This is a genomic window from Paenibacillus sp. NPDC093718 (assembly GCF_050279985.1).
GTDB lineage: Bacteria > Bacillota > Bacilli > Paenibacillales > Paenibacillaceae > Paenibacillus_AQ.
The window spans coordinates 21,231-41,034 of record NZ_JBNNUS010000013.1 but is presented as its reverse complement, the minus strand read 5'-3'; the positions used below and the strand labels follow the sequence as shown (position 1 = coordinate 41,034).

Sequence of the window (19,804 nt, the reverse complement as noted above, 5' to 3'; positions counted from 1 at the left end):
CCTCCTTCAGTTCAAGTTAAGTGACCTGGTCGAACGAGAGGAAACCCGCTGAACTTCCTGAGATAGAACAGAAGTAAATGTATAGCTCCCGGCCTCTAGCTCATAGATCGCTCTGCCGTTCGTATAATCGGCAAACTTGATCCCTTCTGCCTCTTGAATCGTCCGTCCGCCCTCCAAGACAGGCTGTTCGCGATCCGCCGGCAGATAAAGCTTGGCCGTCGTATTGGCTGGAATCGTTACGGAGTATGTGAATCTATCCCAGTTTAGCTCCCACTCGCTTCGAATCACCCCGCGAACGGAGTCATACGACCCTTTTACCCAAGTGATCTGTTTATCAAGATCGATATGAGGCTGCAGAATAATGTTCTTGAAGCCAGGTTGCGTTGAATCCGCGGCAATGCCGACCATATATTTATACATCCATTCCCCAATCGCGCCATAAGAGTAATGGTTATATGAATTCATGCGTATATCGCCAAATCCGTCTTCCGCCGAATAGGAATTCCAACGTTCCCAAACCGTGGTTGCCCCATTTTTCACCGAATATAACCATGATGGCATGGCATCTTGCAGCAACAATTTATAGGCAAGCTCCGTCTGACCCACATCGGACAAAACAGGTGCGATCACATTTACGCCAAGGAAGCCGACAGATAGGGTGTTCTCGGCATAAAGGACCCGCGAGCTGGTTGGATGCGCTGCTTTGTACGCCTCGCTATTTTTGATGTTGTCGGCAAGCAAGTCGATCATTTGCTGCTTTTGGACTTCGTTTTCATAGAAGCCTAACTTCAAACACCATAGCAGCGCAGCTTGGCTATTGTCTTCCAAAATAATGTTCTCGACGCCTACTTGATCCGGGTCGACATCATATTCCAATGACGCATAACCGCCTGAAGACAGGACCATTAACGCTCCATCTTTATCGATACGAAGATAGTTTTGAATAAAGACTTGTTTAATATGTTCGAACAATGTTTCGTATTTCTCCACGTCATCCTTGTTCCCGATTCCTTCAGCCATGCTCGCCATCAGCTTGGCATCATATGCGTAATAAGCATCGCTCATGAGCTGCCGATCCGTTCCCTGGAAGTTCAACCAGTCCCCGATGCTTCCCGTCCCTCTATACGTTTCGCCTGTCTGTTCATAAATCCAATCCATATGACGGTTCATTGCCGCATAATGCTTGCTAACGATGGTTATATCCCCTGTCATTTGCCATACTGTCCACGGCACGACAATGCCCGCGTCAGCCCAACCGCCGTTGCCGGCAAAACCTCTGAAGTTCGCATACCTTCCGCTCGGAGCCGTCGATGTAAACGCGCCGTTGCCATACGTATCTTGATTTTCTACGAGCATATCCATCCAATTCTCGAGAAAGAGGGCCGCATCCATATTATATAGAGCGGTATTGGCAAATAACTGCGTATCGCCCGACCAGCCTACGCGTTCGTTTCTTTGCGGACAATCGCTTGGAATCCACAAATAATTACCGCGATGCCCCCACATAATATTGCTATAAAGCTGATTGATATCCGGATGCGACGTTTCAATACTTCCTGTTTCCGAAAGGGCCGACATGGCTACCTTCCCCGTCAAACGCTTAATCAGCACGGATTCGCCCTCGACAATAGTGACTTCAACATATCTAAACCCATGATAGGTTAAGGTTGGTTGATAGGTTTCCTCCATCGCGGATCCTTTTAACGTGTAGTAATCCGATGCTTTCGCATTCCGTAAATTCGCGGTATATATCGAGCCAGCCGGACCGTCTGCGCCATTGCTGTGATCATTCAGTATTTCCGCATAACGAATGCTGATTTGAGTCCCTTTCCGACCCTGGACCGTAATCCTCGGAATGCCGACCATGTTTTGTCCCAAATCATAGATCGCAACATCGCCTGAAGCAATCGTTACGGCACTTCGCCAGGCAACCTCTAAGTCAGTAACGCTTCTTGCATGGTCGACTTTGATTTCTCCTCGGCTGGTTGCGCTAGCTTTATTGACAACGTCGGTATATACGGTAATTCCTTGAGGGACACGGTCTAAACCATCGATAATCTGCACGGTGTGACCATGATACGATGTCACGTTTACATTCGGGAAGGTGCTTCGATAATCATGCTGCTTGACCTCGCGCCACTGTGAATCGTCAAAACCGGCTTCCGTCCAGCCTTCATGTTCCATCGTGGCATCATACGATTCGCCGTCATAAATATCGTCGGCTCTCACTGGACCCGTATCGGTCGCCTTCCAGCCGGAATCGATATCCGTCACAATCGCTTGAGTCGTTTGATCTTCATAAGTGATGAATAGCTTGCATAATAACCCCAGATCATTCCGTTCATCGTTATAATACACCGTTTGTTTCTCAGGGGACGGCGCCTTGGAAATTCGGCCATTCCACCACCCATTTCCTAGCGTGAATGCTAGCGTTGCCACATCATCTTTTATAAAAGGGGTAACATCATACGTCATGTAGTTAATGGTCTGATCGAAGTTCGTCCAGCCCGGAGGCATGAGCTCGTAGACGCAACTGCCATCCTCTTTGACAATCCCTAACTTATGCCCATTGATATAGGCATCGTATACGCCCAATGCCGAAATATACAGTCTGGCTTGCTTGATCGCCCCGTTCAACTTCGTTTCTTTTCTAAACATCGGCGCCCCGGAGCTTTTAGGCTGCTTGCCATCCATCGCGATCCACTTGGCTCCATCCCAACCCGTTATTCCGTCTGTTGACCGTAATCCGGTTTCAAAATACGCCTCCTCTTTTGCTTTAACCATGTGACCATTCTTATCCCAAACGATGATCGTCCAGTAATAGCGAGTCGTTGGCTGCAAGGTTTTGCCCATATAGGCGATCGCTACCGATTCATTGGACTCGACTTTACCGCTATTCCACAAATCGGCAGTGTCTTCCGCCAATTTCTCCGGCATGGTTGCTGCTAGAATCTGATAAGCAGTCTGCTTCTGTCCCCGTTCGGCGGAATTCATCATCCAACTAAAACGCGGCGCCTCTACATCAATGCCGATTGGATTGCTCCTATGTTCCACTCTTAGATTTGTAATCGATACCTGGTTGCTCAAATCCAGTTCCTCCCGCTATGTTTATCTTGCGCGCTTCGTTATGAAGATTGAGTGACCAAATGGACTCCCGACTCGAGCATGACGCATTCGCCCGAGCGAAGCTTAAGGCTAATGATCGCCTCTTCCGTCCCGACCACCGCCCCGTCCTTCCGGATCAACGCCCTTCCTTCGAATGGATTGACGAGACGGATCGTTTCATCGCGTTCGCTGTACACGGTCACGCGCTGCACCTTCCCGCCCGCTTTGCTTCCCGACAGCAGGAACGCTCCCTCAGCCCGAATGCCCGCGAACGAGGCGTCTTTGAAACGCCGGGACAGCCCCGTGAACACCCGGACGGTTCCTCTTACGCATTGCACGTACATTTCCAGTACAGCCGCCGCCGCGGCGATCGATGCTTCTGCCTGCATGGTATCGCCTCCTGTAAACTGGCAGAAGCCTTCATAGTTGGCGTTATGCCTGGTCGCGTAGCTCGGCATCATGAACACCTCCCTCAGCAGGTGTAGAGAAAGCAGCGCCATATCCGCACGGCCGAGCCGGTTGTGCAAGATCGAAGCCCATGGCATCGACCAACCGGCCCATCGCCCCATGCCTTTGTCGATCCATGACTTATAAGCGTTCGAGACGGCTTCTTTCTGTGCGGGATCGTCCATTTGGATGGTGTCGAAGGGAAAGATGCCGGCCAAATGAGAATGATGGCGATGCGATTCGGAGAGCGGCTGTCCTTCCCACAGATACAGCTCGAGCCCGGGCTTCGTGCCGAACTCTTGGAATTGCCGCGGTCCGGCCGTGTAGGGCGGCAGCTTCTCGCGGATGTCGGCTGCCATGGCCGCGGCATCCGGATCGATTCCGTACTTTTCGTCGAGCTCCAACAGCTTTTCGCATAAGAAATGGACATTGACAAGAAAGAAGGTCGAATTCCGGCCGAGTCCGGCTTGCGACGAGCCGCCGAATTCCGGCGAAACGGTTACCGGAAGCGAATAGCGATCCCCTTCGGTCTCCATCATTTCCCTGAATACGCGAAGAGCCTTGCTCATGAATGGAATCACTTCATCCAGCAAGTATGTCTCGTCTCCGGCATACCGGGCATACTGCCACATCATCTGGGCGACCCACGAGGTGTTCGCCTGATCGATCGTCCCTGTCCACATGCCGCCGACCGGACGGCCGCGGTCGTCTACCGAATGGCCAAGCATATATCCGTCATCGATGCCGACAAAACGTTTGGCGTTCAGCGCCAGCGTCGGCTTCCAACCATCGATCATGGAGAACAGCGGCTTCAGGCTGTCCAGCAAATTGGAGCCGTATGCCGGCCATAAGCATTGTTGAACATTAATATTGAAGTGATAATCGCAGCTCCATGGCGGATTCCGGTATTCCTCCGCCCAAGGGCCTTGCAGCGTCGGCGCGATGCTGCCCGGCATGGAATTGCCTAACATCCGGTAGATGCCCAAGTAATACATGCGTTCAATCTCGGCGTCGGGCAAGGAGATATCCGCCGCCTGCCGCCATAATGCCAGCCAACGCTCTCTTGTTTCACTTGTTGCGGCGGCATACCCTCCGTTAGAGGGAGAAACCGAATCCAGCAGCGCGTTTGCCGCTTGTATTGCCTGCTCCGGATCAGCGCCGTATTCCGCGGCGATCGCGAGCGTTCCCCCGCGCTGCCTCATCCTTACGGCGCATGCCGGATCCTCTGGCAGCTCCTGCACCCAGCCGTCTTCTATTGCTTCAGGGGCCGGAATCCCGAAGTCGTCGAAGTACGCCTTCGTCTTCTCGAAGGAATATGACGGTACGGGCGTTATGCTCTCGAACAGCTCTTCGCCGCCCGAGAGCAGCAGCATCGGCTTATCGATCACAACGGCAAGATCGATAACATGCTCGCGTTCGCCAAGACGGCACACCAGCCGGACCTCGCCTTCGTTCATATGCAGGTTAGCAGAAACCAATTGCACATCCGGCTTCAGCCTCGCTTCGATCCGTCCCATCGCCAGCCGCGTCGGCCGTTTCTCCTTGCCGTTCATCAGCCTAGTCGGGAAGAGCTCCCGTGCGCCTTGGAAATCGCCGCTCTCCAGCAGCGATTTCAGTTGGCCGTACGTACAATCGTCCCGCCAGATCGTTCCGCCGCGATGATCCCAATAATCGGCACGATTAATCGTCAGCATAACGGTCTGGTCCTGGAACCAGATCAGCGCGCCGAACACGCCGTTCGACAACGGAATCCCGTCATGACAATAACCGGTGTCCAGCGTCCACGGCACATCATAGGACGGACTTATCTCAATGGCTTTCATAATCCTCCGCCTCCTTCTCGAATCGTTAACTCTCCTCTTCCTTGCCTGCAGCCGACAACCAACTCTTGCAAGAGCTGGTCAAGCGCCGGGTTGCAGCCCAGCCGTCCTTCGAGGCGAAGTCCCACAAAGATCAACTCGCCGCGCCCGTGCCGGACCGAGCCGACGACAGGCACTCTGCGTTTGCGCGCTCCGCCCGATGGGGTCCCGCCCTTCGGCTTCGCGTACGCATAAAGCAGCGGCGACATAGACTCCGCGTACCAACCGCATCCGGTCAGAGCGTCTATTCGGTCCAAGGTTTGGTTATAGAAGAATTGGAAATCGGAAGCCTCGAATCGCTCGAGCCGCTTATCGGCTTCGTCGAAGGCCAGCGTATACAGGCTGCCCGTTTTCTCCTGCCGCACGGCGATATCTCCGATTCGCCATTCGGCTTCGCCTCCCTCGTCCGGGACGATGATCGCCTTTGCCCCAGCTTCGATCCTTCCCGCGATCTCGGTTTCGTGGAGACGGAATGCCTCCGCAGAAGATAAGAAGATCACGTCGAAAGGGAGGCCGGCTTCATAAGTCCGGCAAGGCAAGCCCATCGCGGCGAGCAGCGCTTCCGCTGCGGTTCCGATCGCTGCCGCATTTACCGCGGCTGTAGGTTCGCCATCTACGAGCGTAACGTTGTTCGGGAATACCTCGATATCGAACCGCTCGCTGTTGACCAGTTCTCCGGCACGATTATATGCGGATATGTCCGCTTGAAGCGTGCGGCGTCTATCCACCGCCGGCATGACAAACGGCACGGAGCCGACATAAGCGGAATCGGCGCCGCCGATGTCTGCTTCAAGCTCGAAGGAAGCATAATCCTCGGTCTCGTTCCGAAGCGTCGCGACTAGCTTCATGCCTTGATAATCATCGGGCGTATCATTAAGCAGCCAGGCTTCCAGCTCGAGAAGTTCGCCTGCATAAGCGCGCCATCGGTCGCTCCGCCAATGTACCCGCAGCGGCTCCAGAGCGTCTTTGTAGGCAAAATAGGCCGGTTTCGGCACCCGGTCTGCTCCGACAAGCGATTTCATCCACCCCGACGGCCAAGCGTCGATGAGCAGATGGATGGCGGACTGCACGATCAGATCGGAGCGCCGGCGGATCGCGTCGGTCATCAGCCTTGTGACGGATGCCTGGTATCGCTGGCTCCGCTCGATCCAGTCTCCGATGCGGTCGGCTTCCGGATACCAATCGCCATGATGCGAATACGTCTGACTGTCGACGATCGCATCCGGCATCCAAGGGTCGTCCGGATTGTTCGGCAGCCATTCAAGCGGATAGCGTTTCTGCATTAAGGCAAGATGATCGAGCGCCTCCGAGCCGTATTCCCCGCATCCGGTCTTCCAGTCCTTCTTGAGCGGTGGAAGCCCGCCCTTATAGAGCTCACCGAACGAGATCATATGATTCGTATACCACATCGTATAGCAGTGATAATCGGACAGCCCCGTTTCCGTCGGCGGATCATAATCGCCGTCGGCGTTTTTCACGACGCGGTCCGGATTCTCGATATAAATGGCATGCCTTGCCGATGCGAAGAACGCTTCCATTTCGTCCCGATACAGATGCCGATGTCCTTTGCCCCGCTTTGCGGGACGGGAGGGCTCGTTGATCAGAGATACCATAATGACGCTCGGATGGCTGCGTACGAGCCGCTCCATCTCTGCAGATTGCCTCACTGCCTCGCAGAACTTGTTTCGACGGATATAGCCGAACGCCGGCAAATCGCATTGGTTCATCATGCCGAGACGGTCCATGTAATCGTAAATTTCTTCTTGCACCGGGCGCTGCGTAATTCGGTAAAAGTTCAGATTGGCCAGCTTCGCGATCAAAATATCGTCAATGAGCTGCTCTTCGTCGCCTTGCATGACGCATTGCTGGAGATGCCCCATCTCGTTCGCGCCCCGCAGCAATATCGGCCGGCCGTTCAAATACAGCGTTCCTTTCGGCGTCGCCGCTTCGTCCATCTTGAAGGATCTCATGCCGAAGCAACGGTCTTGGGCATCCTGCAGCTCCCCTTCGAGGTCCAGACTCGCCCTAAGCCGGTATAATCGCGGCGCGTCCGGTTCCCAACTGCGGAATGCCGGGAAGGCGATTTTATAACGGTAATTGTTCATGCCCGGACCCGCGTAAGCAATCGGGAAGCGAATGCCGGAGAGCCCTTCTCCCTCGAAATTGTCCGCAAAAACGTCGACCGTCAGCTCGGCTCCTTCGATGAGACCCGCCGTCATGTTCATGACGTCGATCCACGCCTCAAACGATCCGTCCTCGGGATTGGGTCTAATAAAGATGTCGTCTACGAACAGCTCCGCCCGTTCCTCCAGAATCACATGGTTATAAATGCCCGCGCCGGGCGGGCAATGATGCCAGCCGTACACCGGCTCGTCCCAGCCCGGACCCGTGGCGGCGTACATCTTGTCTCCATCGAGCCGCGTGCCGCCGACGCCCATCATCGGATAATCGTTTTTCACTTCGACAACGAGCACGTTGGTCTCCTCAAGCAAAGAAGTGATGTCGAACTCGAAGGGAGCAAACAATCCTTCATGCTGACCAACGCATTTGCCGTTCACGTAAACGGCCGCTTCATAATCGACAGCCTTAAAGACAAGAAACGTTCTCCTTCCTGCTTGCGGCTTCGGATAGCCGAATGTCGTCCGATAATAGCCGGTCCAGCGTCCCTTCTCCTTCGTCGGCCCGCGGAAGTCGGGGATCGAAACCTGTTCCCACTCGCCTTCGCCCCGCAGCACGCGAGCGAATTCCCCGCTTCCTCCCTCCTCGTAACGGAAATCGAAGCTGGTCAGCTTCCCGCTGGGACGGGAATAGCCTGGTGGCGGCGATAGCTGCCTTAGATAGGGGCGATATCGCTCGCGAAGCTCGGCCAATTCCTGCCCGAATCGGCTCAGCCGTTCCTCGAAGCTCGGCTCGATCATACGCTCGGCAGTAGTCTCCCCCCTCCCGAACAACCTCTTCGTCCATTCGCGCGGCCGAATTTCGGTCATGCCTTCCTTTGCAAGCGGATGCTCGCGAAGCGCGATTTCCGCGAAAGGATCCACCGTCTGTGAACGATTCTCCTGCGTTGATTTCAATGAAATGCCTCCTTCTCCATGAAAGAATGATAGTCTCTGGCGCCTGTCTAGCACCGCGTAATCGTATAGGTCACGCCCGGCTCCGTTCGAAACTCCACGACGCAAGGAGCGATCTCGCGAACCGCGACCGCTTCCGTTCCGGCGGTTACCTGCACATTGCCATCGGTTCGAATTCGGCAATGCTCGCCATTTGCCGATGCAATGACGGCTTCGATAAGGGCGCGATCCGTCCATGCCAGCGATACCGTAAAGCCGCCGCGCGCCCGCAATCCGGATACGCGGCCTCCCTTCCACGCCTCCGGCAGCGCGGGCAGTAGGTTGAGCTCGCCGGCATGGCTCTGCAGCAGCATCTCGGCAATCCCCGCCGTCGCCCCGAGATTGGCTTCGATCGTAAGCGGATAAAAGGTCAGCTTCGGATGCCGGTGGGCGTTGAACAAATTGTCAAACGGATTTTTAAGCAATTTGGTCAAATAACGATGCGCCATCTCTCCGTCATCCAGCCTCGCGAACAGGCTGATCAACCAGGCGAAGCACCAGCCCACCGCGTCTTCCCCTTCGTGCTGCAGCCGAAGGTCGATCGATACCCGGCAAGCGTTAGCAAGCTCGGGGGTGCGGCGATGGTCGAGCTCGCCGCCCGGATGCAGCGGATAGAGATGGGCCATATGCCGGTGCCCGGGCTCCGCTTCTTCGAAATCCGAGAACCACTCTTGCAGTTGTCCGCGGCGGCCGATCTGGAATGGGCGAAGGCGCGCCCTTGCAGCGGCCAGTTCAAGGCGCAGCTCCCGATCGATCCCCAGGTGGTCGGACGCTTCCATGCAGTTTCCAAAGAGCTCGCGGAGCAAGGCAATATCCATCGTGGCGTCCATGCTGACGGCCGCTTTACGTCCGTCCGGCAAGGTGAATGTATTCTCCGGCGAGGTGGACGGATTGGAAACCAAGTAGCCGTCCGCATCCTCGACGAGGTAGTCCAGGAAAAACAACGCGGCTTCTTTCATGATCGGATAGCCGACCTGGCTCAGAAACGTCCGGTCTCCCCCGAACCGGTAATGCTCCCATACATGCTGGCTGAGCCAAGCTCCCCCCATCGGCCAGTACGCCCAGCTTGCGGGGCCGCCCGACGGGCCGCCGGACGGCGTCGTGATTCGCCAAAGGTCAACGGCATGATGGCTGACCCAGCCTCTTGCCTTATAATGGGCAAACGCCGTTTCCCTGCCGGCAATCCGCAAGTCCTCCAATAGACGGAAGAGCGGCTCGTGACATTCCGCAAGATTGCATACCTCGGCTGGCCAATAATTCATTTGCGTATTAATGTTGACCGTATAGTTGCACGACCACGGCGGTCTCATCGACTGATTCCAGATCCCTTGCAAGTTCGCCGCTTGCGTTCCCGGCCGGGACGACGATAGAAGCAAATACCTTCCGAATTGAAAAAATAGAACGGCTAGCTGCTCGTCTGTCTTGTCTTCGCGAAGCGCCCGAATTCGTTCGTCAGTCGGCAGATGCTGCAGACCGGGCGCATCAAGCTCAAGCTCCACCCGTCCGTACAGCGCCCTGTAATCCTGGACGTGCCGGTCCAGCAGCTCGCCGTAGGAAAGCTTGGCAGCCGCGTCTAGACAGGAGCGGCATAGCTCGGCGGGGTTACGGCCCTCCAGGACGGGATTCTTGTCGAACCCGTTGAAGCTGGTCGACGCCGTCAGGAGGAAGGTTACGGCGTCCGCGCCTTTGATCCGGATCCGTCCTTCCCCGTCCTCCGTCGTCGCTCCGCCTTCCGGCAGGGCGAGCAGCTGCGCCTCGAAGCGGATGCCCCGTCCTTCCTCATAGATGACCGGATCGTCGCTCCGGGCATGAAGCGGCTCCACATGCGACGGGCTTCGTCCCTTCATCGCAAGCTTATCGGCGGAGACCCGGAGCGCCTGATGCCGCAGCTGGCTGTCAAGCGATGCACGAACGGCTATCCGGCCGGGCTGATCGGCGGTAAAACGCACGACCATGACCTGATCGACCGCGGAAACGAACGTTTCGCGCGCATATTGAACCCCGTTCAGCGTAAAACGCGTCCGGCAGACCGCATCGTTCAGGTCAAGCTCGCGCCTGTAATTCTCCGCATTGCCGGTCTCCTCCAGCTCGAGATACAAGTCGCCTAGCGGCTGATAGGACTCGGACCACGGCCCCAGCATATGCTCTTCGATCGTCTGTTGGGCTTCCGGGTATTTCCCTTCGAATACGAGCTTCCGCGCCGTCTCCAGATAGGCTGCCGCCTCCCGGTTATTCGGATCGTACGGATGTCCCGACCATAACGTATCCTCGTTCAGCGAGATGCGTTCCTGAAAAATCCCGCCGTACACCATGCCGCCCAGCCGGCCGTTTCCTACGGCGAGCGCGTCCACCCATTCCGCCGCGGGATGTCGGTACCACAGCATTCCTTCGTTTGTTCTCGAACCGTCAACCGCCTTCATTCCCATCACTCCGTTCGCTCTTCCAGAATCCAGACGCCGTGGGCGGGGAGCGAGGCTTCCCCGCTTACGTCCGAGCCACCAAGCAGCTCGCGCAGCGGCACCGGGCCAACATTGACCTTCGCCGGCTGGTCGTTGTGGTTTAGCAGAAACACGTACCGCTTGCCGTCCTTCGCCCTGGCGCTCGCTTCCACGCCGGGAGGCGTCTCGGCAACCGGAACGATGTTGTTCAAGTCCGTCAGCTTGGAGAATAAATCCCTCAAAAACCGTTCCTCCGGATCCGACGAAATATACCAGGCTTCGCCCTTGCCGAATGTATTGCGCGTAATCGCTGGCATGCCTGCATAGAAGTCCGCGCCATAGACGGCGACCGTTTCCGCCCCCTCCGTATGCAGCCGCTCGCACATTAATGAGCAGCTATACGTGGCATCCGGCAGACTTGCCTTTCCTTGCATGACGAGAAAGTTCGACTGGCCCGGAAACAGCGGATCGATTTCTTCCACCCAGATGCCGAGCAGCTTCCGAAGCTCGCCGGGATAACCGCCGAGCGTCACCAGATCGGTTTCCTGAACGATGCCGCTGAAGAACGTCGTCACGAACGTGCCGCCGCTTGCCGCGTACGTCTCCAGCTTCTCGGCGAAGTCCGGTTTGACCATGTACAGCACGGGCGCAACGACCAGCGCGTATTCGTCAAGCCTAGTCTCCGTTCCGATCATATCGACTTGCACGTTAAGACTGTAGAAGGCATCGTAATAGCGCTGAATTTGCTGCAAATATTTGAGCCGCGTCGTTGGCCCGCTGGAATGTTCGAGCGCCCACCAATTGTCCCAATCGAACACGATGGCAACCTTCGAAGACGTTCTCGCTCCGATCAGCGCATCGCCCAATCGCTGCAGCTCCAGTCCGAGCTCGGCGCATTCTTGGTAGACGCGCGTATGCTCATGGCCGGCATGGTCGATGACTGCCCCGTGAAACTTCTCGAAGGCGCCCGCGGATCGTCTAAGCTGGAAAAACATGACCGCTTCCGCGCCGCGCGCGACCGCCTGGTAGCTCCACAGCCGCATGACGCCGGGCCGCTTAAGCGGATTGACTTCCCTCCAGTTCAATTGGCTGGGGCTCTGTTCCATCAGCAGGAACGGCTTGCCCTGTTTGAGCCCCCGCATCAGATCGTGCCGCATCGCGATTTGGCTCATCGGCGTGCCGCTCTCCGGATAGCTGTCCAGCGCGACGACGTCCAGCTCCTTGGCCCACTTGAAATAATCTAGCGGCTTATAGGTGCCGTTGCTCTGGAAATTGGTCGTCACGACCGCATCCGGCATGACGGCTTTAATCGCGTCGCGCTCCAATTGGTAGCAGGCCAGAAAGCTGTCGGAGTTGAATCGGTCGTAATCGATCGACATCGCCGGGAAAGCCGTCGCTTCATGGCCGAACGCGCTGAAATGCTCGCTCTGCTGACTCGGCAGCACAATCTCCTCCCAGTCGTAAAACGTATGGCCCCAGAACGAGGTGTACCAAGCGGCGTTTAAGGCATCCAGCGTTCCGTAGCGCTCCTGCAGCCAGACGCGGAACGCCTGCTCGCAGTTGTCGCAATAGCACCGCCAGCCCATCTCGTTGTTGACATGCCACAGCAGCAAAGCAGGGTGATCCTTGTACCGTTCCGCCAGCTTCCGCGCCATCCGCTCCGAATAAAGGCGGAAGGTCGGGCTGTTCGGGCAGGAATTATGACGCCGGCCGTACTTTTTTTTGCGGCCCTGCGAGTCTACGGTCAGCACGTCCGGATACGCGCGCGCCATCCAGGCGGGATGGGCCGCGGTGCCGGTCCCGAGACAAGCGCGAACCCCGTTCGCGTGCAGCATATCGAGGACGTCGTCCAGCCACTCGAAGCGGTACGTCTCCTCGTCCGGCTGATTGCGCGCCCAGGAGAAGACGTTGACCGTGGCGATATCGATTCCGGCGAGCTTGAACAGCCGCATATCCTCTTCCCACACGCCGCGAGGCCATTGCTCCGGATTGTAGTCTCCGCCGTACAGAATCTTATTAGGCAAACCGTTCATTACACCCGCTCCTTCTCCTTTGTTTCCCACTCGATCCGATCCGGCAATGGCAGCCTAGCGCTGCCGTCTCGCCCCGGAGCCGCAACGAGCGGCTTCAATCGAATCGTGAACGAGACCGGCTCTGCCGGGATCAAATAATCCGGCAGGGTCGGCGCATAGCCGCAGCTGTGATTGCCGAGCCCGGACTGGCGCCAGTCGACGCTTACTTCCGTCGCGCCGAGAAGCTTCAAATCCGAATGATGCCGGGCGGCGCCCAAAGCCTCGGTCGAATACGGCCGTGCGCCGAACTGGCCGAGCGGGGCATCGGTTCCCGTGATCAATAGCCCGGCTCCGCCGGCATCGGTCAGGCTCGCCCAGCGGACTTCGGCCTTGCTGCCGTTCTCCTGGGGTTTAATGTACGGAACAACCTGTTCGCCGACGGTACCTTCGTACAAGCCCAGCTTGCCGCTTTCCTTGCGGTCCGCATAACATTCGTGTGGACCGAGGCCAAGCCAGGACATATGCCCGAACCGTGAAGGCATCGCGAACCGGAGTCCGATTCTGGGCAGCGGCGGAAGCCCTTCCTTCAGCGGCTCGAGCTTCGTTTCGATCGTCACGTCGCCGCTGCCGAAGACGGTGTAGAGCTGAACGGCCGCGAACGTCGGCCGCAAGCCGTTCACGCCAAGGACCGTCTCCGTCCGCACCTGGACGGCCCGCCCGCCCACGGCATGGCGGGCTTCCATCATTCTGACGTGGGTCTCCAGCTCATGATAGCCGGCCTCCCGCCACTTTTTCGCCAGATGAACATCGTTGTCGACCGGCGCCCTCCACAGCTGGATGCGGGGCCCCGACTCCAGCAGGGGCATGCCGTCATGCTCCCAACGGTCCAGTGCGCCGGTTACTTTGTCGAACGTTAACGAAAACCCTGCTCCGCTTGCCTTGACGTACCGGCTTCCATCCTCTAAGGCGACGGCGCTCATCGCCGATTGCGATACAGGCTGCAAGGAAGCTCCTGTTGCCGCCGATGAAGTCAAAGGAATATCCGCCCACGCCACTTCATGCCCGGCAGGCGCCCAGCATGTCTCCTCGCGGAGCGTGAAGCTCAGATGAAGCCAATATTCTCCGCCGCCGCTTCGCTCCTGCTCCTGATTCAGCTCCGGATTCGTCCGGTAAGGAACGGCGACGAACGCTTCTTCTCCCGCGGCAATCGCAAGCGGCTGCAGCTCTCCTTCCTCTACCGCCACTCCCTCCCGGTAAACGATCCATTTGACCGCCAAATGCTCCAGCGTGACAACATCGTACCGGTTGCGGATCCGAAGCAGACGATCCGTATCGGTCGGCAGCACATTGACCGGCTCGATGGCCTTCTTGAACTCCAGAAGCGCCGGCTTGACGGTACGGTCTGGAAACAACAAGCCGTCGACGCAGAAGTGGCCGCTGTTCGGGCTGTCGCCAAAGTCGCCTCCGTAGGCGTATTCGAAGCCGCCGCCCGGCTTCCACCGGAGCAAGGACAGATCCGCCCATTCCCAGATCAAGCCTCCGCACAGACGCGGATAACGGAAAACAGCATCCCAATACTCCTTCTGGTTGCCGAGCGCGTTGCCCATCGCATGCCCGAATTCAACCATCAGATAGGGCCGGGTCTCGTCCGATTTCTCGCCTTCCGCAATCAGCATATCCACGGAAGGGTACATGCTGCTCACAATGTCTACGACGGGCGCATCGTAAGCCCGCTCGTAATGGACCGGCCGCGTTGGATCGTTCTCCCGTACCCAAGCCGCCATCGCATCGTGATTCGCTCCGTAGCCCGATTCGTTGCCGAGCGACCAGATGATGACAGACGGGTGGTTCTTGTTCCTCTCGACAAGCCGGACGATCCGGTCCATGAACGCCTCTTTCCATGCCGGGTCGTTCGCCAGGCGGCTTTCGTAGGCCGTTTTCTCGTCGGGATTGTCGATCCAGCGGCTGATTTCGCCGAGAAAGACGCAGCCGTGCGTCTCCAGGTCCGCTTCGTCGACGACGAACAGGCCGTAGCGGTCGCACAGGTCGAGCCAGCGCTCGTCGTTCGGATAATGCGAGCATCGCACCGTATTGATGTTGTGGCGCTTCATCAGCTCGATGTCCTCGATCATCGCTTCCATCGTCATGACGCGGCCGAGCTCGGGATCGAATTCGTTCCGGTTCACCCCGCGGATGATGACCGGCCTGCCATTGACCAGGAGCCGTCCGTCCCGCACCCGGATATCCCGGAAGCCGACCGCGTACCGGTATACCTCCTCCGCTTGTCCGTCCGCGCCGGATAAGGTGACGAGCAGCGTATACAGATTCGGCTCTTCCGCCGACCACAGCTTGGGAGCGCTAACAGGAAGCTCTACGGCGATGTCTGCTTCGGGTGAGCTCCCGATCTGGCAGGGAACGCCGGCAACGCTGGCCGCGACCGTCGATTCGTGGGCATCCAGCAGCTCGGACCGGATCTGATAGCCCTCCCCATTGCTGCCGGAAGACGCCGCAAGTCTTAAGCCAAGCTCGAGCACGCCGCTGTCGTACGACGCGGACAGCCGGGTCCGGATACGGGCGTCGCGCAGACGGACCGCCGACGGCGCGCTCAGCAAGTAAACTTCGCGGAATATGCCGCTTAGCCGCCATTTGTCCTGATCCTCCAAGTAACTGCCGGTCGACCATTGGTAGACGCGAACGGCCAGCTTGTTGACGCCTGGGCGGATCAAGTCCGTCACCTTGAACGTCATCCGGTTATGGCTGCCTTGACCAAAGCCCGCTTCCTCGCCGTTGACCCACACGTGAAAGGAGGAGTCTACGCCTTCAAATACAAGAAAAACGTCGCCGCCCGCCCTTTGCTCCGGCAGCTCGAACGTTCGCAGGTAAGAGCCTGTCGGGTTCTGCTTCGGTATGAATGGCGGATCGACCGGAAACGGATATTTGCTGCTGCTGTACAACGGCGTTCCATAGCCGAGAAGCTGCCAGTTCGACGGCACCGGAATGGCGTCCCAATCCTCACCCTTGAACGATTCGTCATAGAACCGCTCCGGCGCATCCAGGGGACATGCCGCGTAATGGAACTTCCATTCGCCGTTAAGCATTTGGACGTACGAGGAGGCGTTCTTGTCACAGGTTGCGGCTGCCGCCAGCGCCGTCTCCCTGTCTTGATAAGGAATGCCCCGCGCATCCGCCGGCTCGGCATGGATCTGCAAAACGTCCGGGTTCTCATAATCCGGCGACTCCTGATTGAATCGCAATCTCATGTCTCTACAGCTCCTTGACTTCTAATTTCGTGGCATCTATCGCTGCGTGAAAGAGATAGGCGCCCGGATCCGTGCTCTTCTTGCTGGCGGGCTGTCCTTGTTCGTCCCAAGCCGTCACGTTCCTGTAATACCGCCGCCTCGACAGCAGCGCCGCTCCCGAGTAGGGGACGGAGGCGTGTGCGCCGCCGGGTCCGCTCGGCCTGCCGAACGACCAGCTTTGCGCCGGTCTGCGGACGTCGAGGCCAAGCGGGCATTGTATGCCTTCTTTATGACAGCCTTTTACGGGTAAAATGCTTCTGTTGTTTGAAGACCACTTTACACGGTTTCAAGACTTCGTTTATAGGCTAATTCAACCGTGTTTATAGGGGGTTTTCACGAAGGTGAAACGGCCGATGCTATCCACGTCTACGCAGCGACTAGACCGCCGAAATCTTTGATCATAATGCGCCCACTGGACGTGCAAACCACTGAATGCAGCATAAATTTCGACCACAATGCCCCCGCTGGACGTCCAGACCACCGAATGTAGCATTAATTTCGACTACAATGCCCCACTCGATGTGCAGACCAATGTTGGAGTGATTCTCCAGCATGCAACGGTTACCACAGCGCTTAAATGGCCTGTATGAGCGCTTTTCATCCTGTATGAGGAACGCTATATGACCAAAATCCGCAGAAATGCCCTTCTTTCAGGCGAATAAGCTCCACTGCAAACGTGACATCCGGAAGGAGGCCATTTAAAGGCGATTAGGCTCCGTGGTGACCGTTAGAGTCTGAAAGCCTCCATGAGCCATATATTTTAAAAAAACAAAAGCAACCTCCGCTCTGTTGAGGGTAGGTTGCTAAGACAGGTTTGCTAGGACTGGTCACTTTGATAGGTTACTTTGGTAGGTTACTTTGGTAGGTTGCTTAGACAGGTTGCAGTAACAAAATTGCTATAACAGATTGCCATATTCGTCTACCAGCTAGTTCTAAAATAATGTCTCGACTCTTCCGCTAGCGATGGCTCCAACCATTCCTGAACCGACACCTGAATGCCGGCATAGACCCGTACGCATGATTTCAATCGGACGCTCCCCCGGCTCATGAGTCCTGCCAGGCGATGACCGGCCCCTGCAACCCAAGCTTCGGTCTACTCATCGGCTTTTCAAGAAAAGCTCGATGACAGGGACGGTTACGTTCGGCTTCTTGACCGGCAGCAGCAGCGTCAGGATATCGCGCGGCCTTCCCTCGTTGAAAGCGCCCGCTTCCATCGTCATTTCCTCTTCGCCTTGCTTCATTTTAATTTCCGAAGCATCGTTCAGCAGTTGCGCATATTCCACCATGCCCGTCAAACCGCGCAGATGAATATGCTTGAAAGGCCAGCTGTAAACGTGCAGATAAAGACGGTTGTTCTCCGGATTGTAGGTAAAACGGCAATCTTCCGGACATTGAAGCTCCTCCGGCGCGGCCGTACAGCCATAAATCGACTTGCTGTGGCGTTTCATCCATTCGCCAATGCCCTTCAAACGATCGATGGCACGTTCATCGAATTCACCTCGACCTGTCGGTCCGACGTTAAGAAGCAGATTGCCTCCCTTGCTTACCGTGTCTATTAACATTTTCACAAGGGTGTCGACGCTCTTCCACGTTTCTTCGTCGCGGTAATACCCCCATGAGCCGCTGAAGGTATGACACGCCTCCCAGACAACGCGCTTGCCGTTCGTTTGAATCCACTCGCGCGGTTGATATTGCTCCGGCGTCGTGATGTCCCCTTTCACCTGCAGGCGATCATTCAGCAAAATATGCGGCTGCAGCTCGCGAATAAGCTTCACCAGCTTCTCACTTTGCCACTCTTCCTTGCCTTTGCCAGGGAAGCCTTGTTCCGACGGGATAGAGAAATCGAAAAACATCAAATCGATCTTGCCGAATTTAGTCAGCAGCTCCCTCGTCTGCTCATGCATGTAGTCGACATACTTCTGCCATTCGCGGTGCTTCTGGTCTTCCAGAAACTCCTTATTATATCGAAGCGGATGTTTGACATCGAGTGTATAATGCCGATGATGCCAATCCAACAGGGAGTAATACAGTCCCGGCCTGATGTTCTTTGACTTGAATGCTTCTATCATCGGCGTCAGCAGGTCTCGGCCTGCCGGCGTGTTGGTCGCTTTGTAATCAGTCAGAGCCGAATCCCATAAGCAAAAGCCTTCATGATGCTTCGTGGTGACTACGAAATATTTCATGCCGGCGTCCGAGGCAAGAGTAGCCCATAGCTCGGGATCGTACAAATCCGGGTCAAAGCGCTTGAAATATTTGTTGTACTGCTCATTCGTCATAAATTCCCGGCCCTTCATCCACTCGTGCCTGGCGCCCAGCGAGTACAAGCCCCAATGAATGAACATGCCGAAACGATCATGCGTATACCAGCTTGAATCCCCTGTTGTCTGCTCAATTTCAAATCCCATTCGATAATCCTCCCGTAACCGTTGATTGGCTGTTCTTGTTTTGGATATCGCTTTCATTACTTTCATTCCAGCGGTTGATAGTCTATAATTATAGCTGCTTCCTATTAAGAGTTCTCTAGCTGATATTGCTGTAAAGTTAAGGGATATTGCTTTTCGGAGGGACTGCGGCATGACAAATCCTTATCAAATCAAGCAAGACGTCCCGCATCGCGATCTGGACTTTCCGTTTGACGTCTTCCACATCATTCCGCCCGGCAAGGAAGTGCTGCACCTGCATTGGCATGATGACTTGGAACTCATCTATTTTATCAGGGGAAACGCGACCTTCTATATCGGCTCCGAGACGGTTAAGCCGGAACCTGGCGATTTGATGTTCGTGAACAAGGGCATGATCCATACGGGGTTTGCGGATGACGAGCATCAGGTGGAATATTACGCGTTGGTCTTTCATCCTGTGCTAGCCGAAAGCCGGGTGGCGAGCTCCAGTCATGTGCAAATCACAAATCCTTATGCTTCCGGAAAACGTTTTTTTCCCATCCTTCTGCCGGTAACAGATACGTATAATTCGCTCATCGCCGGTATTGTCAAGCAGATGATCGCCGAATACGAGCAGCAGGCTATAGGCTATCAGGTTGCGATCCAGTCCATGCTGCATCTGCTGCTCGTACATTTATCCCGCCATCACCATCTGCATGGACCAACCGGTTCCGCAGATACGGTAGGCGCGGAATTAACCGATAGATTCAAAGAGCTTATCGCGTTTGTGGAGCGGCATTATCCGGAGAAGCTCACCGTACAGCAAGCAGCCGGCATCGTCAATTTGAGCGAATACCACTTTTGCAGAACCTTTAAGAAGGTAACCGGCAAGACGTTCGTGGAGTACGTCAATTTGCTCCGCATCAACGCCGCCGAGCAATTATTAATCCATTCCTCCGATCCGATCACGGAAATCGCGTTTAAAGTCGGCTTCGGCAGCGTTAATTATTTCAGTCAAATGTTCAGGCAGTACAAGAGGCATTCCCCTTCGCAATGCCGGAAGCGGTATGCGCGGGGACTCTAATAAACCGCACATCGATTGGCGGGTGTGCTCCAGATGGAGAACGCCCGCCGATCCAGCTCGAAGACGATC

General features: G+C 56.2%; 9 protein-coding genes. 1 reads left to right on the top strand and 8 read right to left on the bottom strand.

What is annotated here, in order from left to right:
- Positions 1-6 precede the first annotated feature (6 nt).
- From ACQKPA_RS28895 to ACQKPA_RS28860, 8 genes are all read right to left on the bottom strand, one after another.
- Complete coding sequence (locus ACQKPA_RS28895) at positions 7-3,087, bottom strand: family 78 glycoside hydrolase catalytic domain (protein WP_427495841.1); 3,081 nt, start codon at positions 3,085-3,087, stop codon at positions 7-9.
- A 38-nt stretch (positions 3,088-3,125) separates the two neighbouring features.
- Positions 3,126-5,375 carry a glycosyl hydrolase family 95 catalytic domain-containing protein gene (locus ACQKPA_RS28890; RefSeq protein ID WP_427495840.1) on the bottom strand — a complete coding sequence of 750 codons (2,250 nt, stop codon included), beginning with the start codon at positions 5,373-5,375 and terminating at the stop codon, positions 3,126-3,128.
- Positions 5,372-8,485: a glycosyl hydrolase 2 galactose-binding domain-containing protein gene (locus ACQKPA_RS28885; protein ID WP_427495839.1), complete on the bottom strand. Its 3,114-nt coding sequence runs from the start codon at positions 8,483-8,485 to the stop codon at positions 5,372-5,374. The genes ACQKPA_RS28890 and ACQKPA_RS28885 overlap by 4 nt, the downstream gene beginning before the upstream one ends.
- A 47-nt stretch (positions 8,486-8,532) precedes the next feature.
- Positions 8,533-10,947 (bottom strand): glycoside hydrolase family 95 protein, encoded by a 2,415-nt coding sequence (locus ACQKPA_RS28880; protein WP_427495921.1) that lies wholly within the window; start codon positions 10,945-10,947, stop codon positions 8,533-8,535.
- Positions 10,947-12,992: a beta-galactosidase gene (locus ACQKPA_RS28875; protein ID WP_427495838.1), complete on the bottom strand. Its 2,046-nt coding sequence runs from the start codon at positions 12,990-12,992 to the stop codon at positions 10,947-10,949. Before ACQKPA_RS28875 ends, ACQKPA_RS28880 begins: the two co-directional genes overlap by 1 nt.
- Entirely contained in the window at positions 12,992-16,231 is a 3,240-nt protein-coding gene (locus ACQKPA_RS28870; RefSeq protein WP_427495837.1) for a glycoside hydrolase family 2 TIM barrel-domain containing protein, read from the bottom strand. The genes ACQKPA_RS28875 and ACQKPA_RS28870 overlap by 1 nt, the downstream gene beginning before the upstream one ends.
- Positions 16,228-16,485, bottom strand: coding sequence for a hypothetical protein (locus tag ACQKPA_RS28865; protein ID WP_427495836.1), 258 nt, complete (start codon positions 16,483-16,485; stop codon positions 16,228-16,230). The genes ACQKPA_RS28870 and ACQKPA_RS28865 overlap by 4 nt, the downstream gene beginning before the upstream one ends.
- Before the next feature lie 882 nt (positions 16,486-17,367).
- On the bottom strand, positions 17,368-18,675 hold the full coding sequence (locus ACQKPA_RS28860; protein ID WP_127594521.1) for an alpha-L-fucosidase: 1,308 nt from the start codon (positions 18,673-18,675) through the stop codon (positions 17,368-17,370).
- Positions 18,676-18,844: 169 nt separating this feature from the next.
- Here ACQKPA_RS28860 and ACQKPA_RS28855 point away from each other — a divergent pair, with 169 nt between their 5' ends.
- Entirely contained in the window at positions 18,845-19,735 is an 891-nt protein-coding gene (locus tag ACQKPA_RS28855) for a helix-turn-helix domain-containing protein (protein WP_427495835.1), read from the top strand.
- Positions 19,736-19,804: the final 69 nt, after the last annotated feature.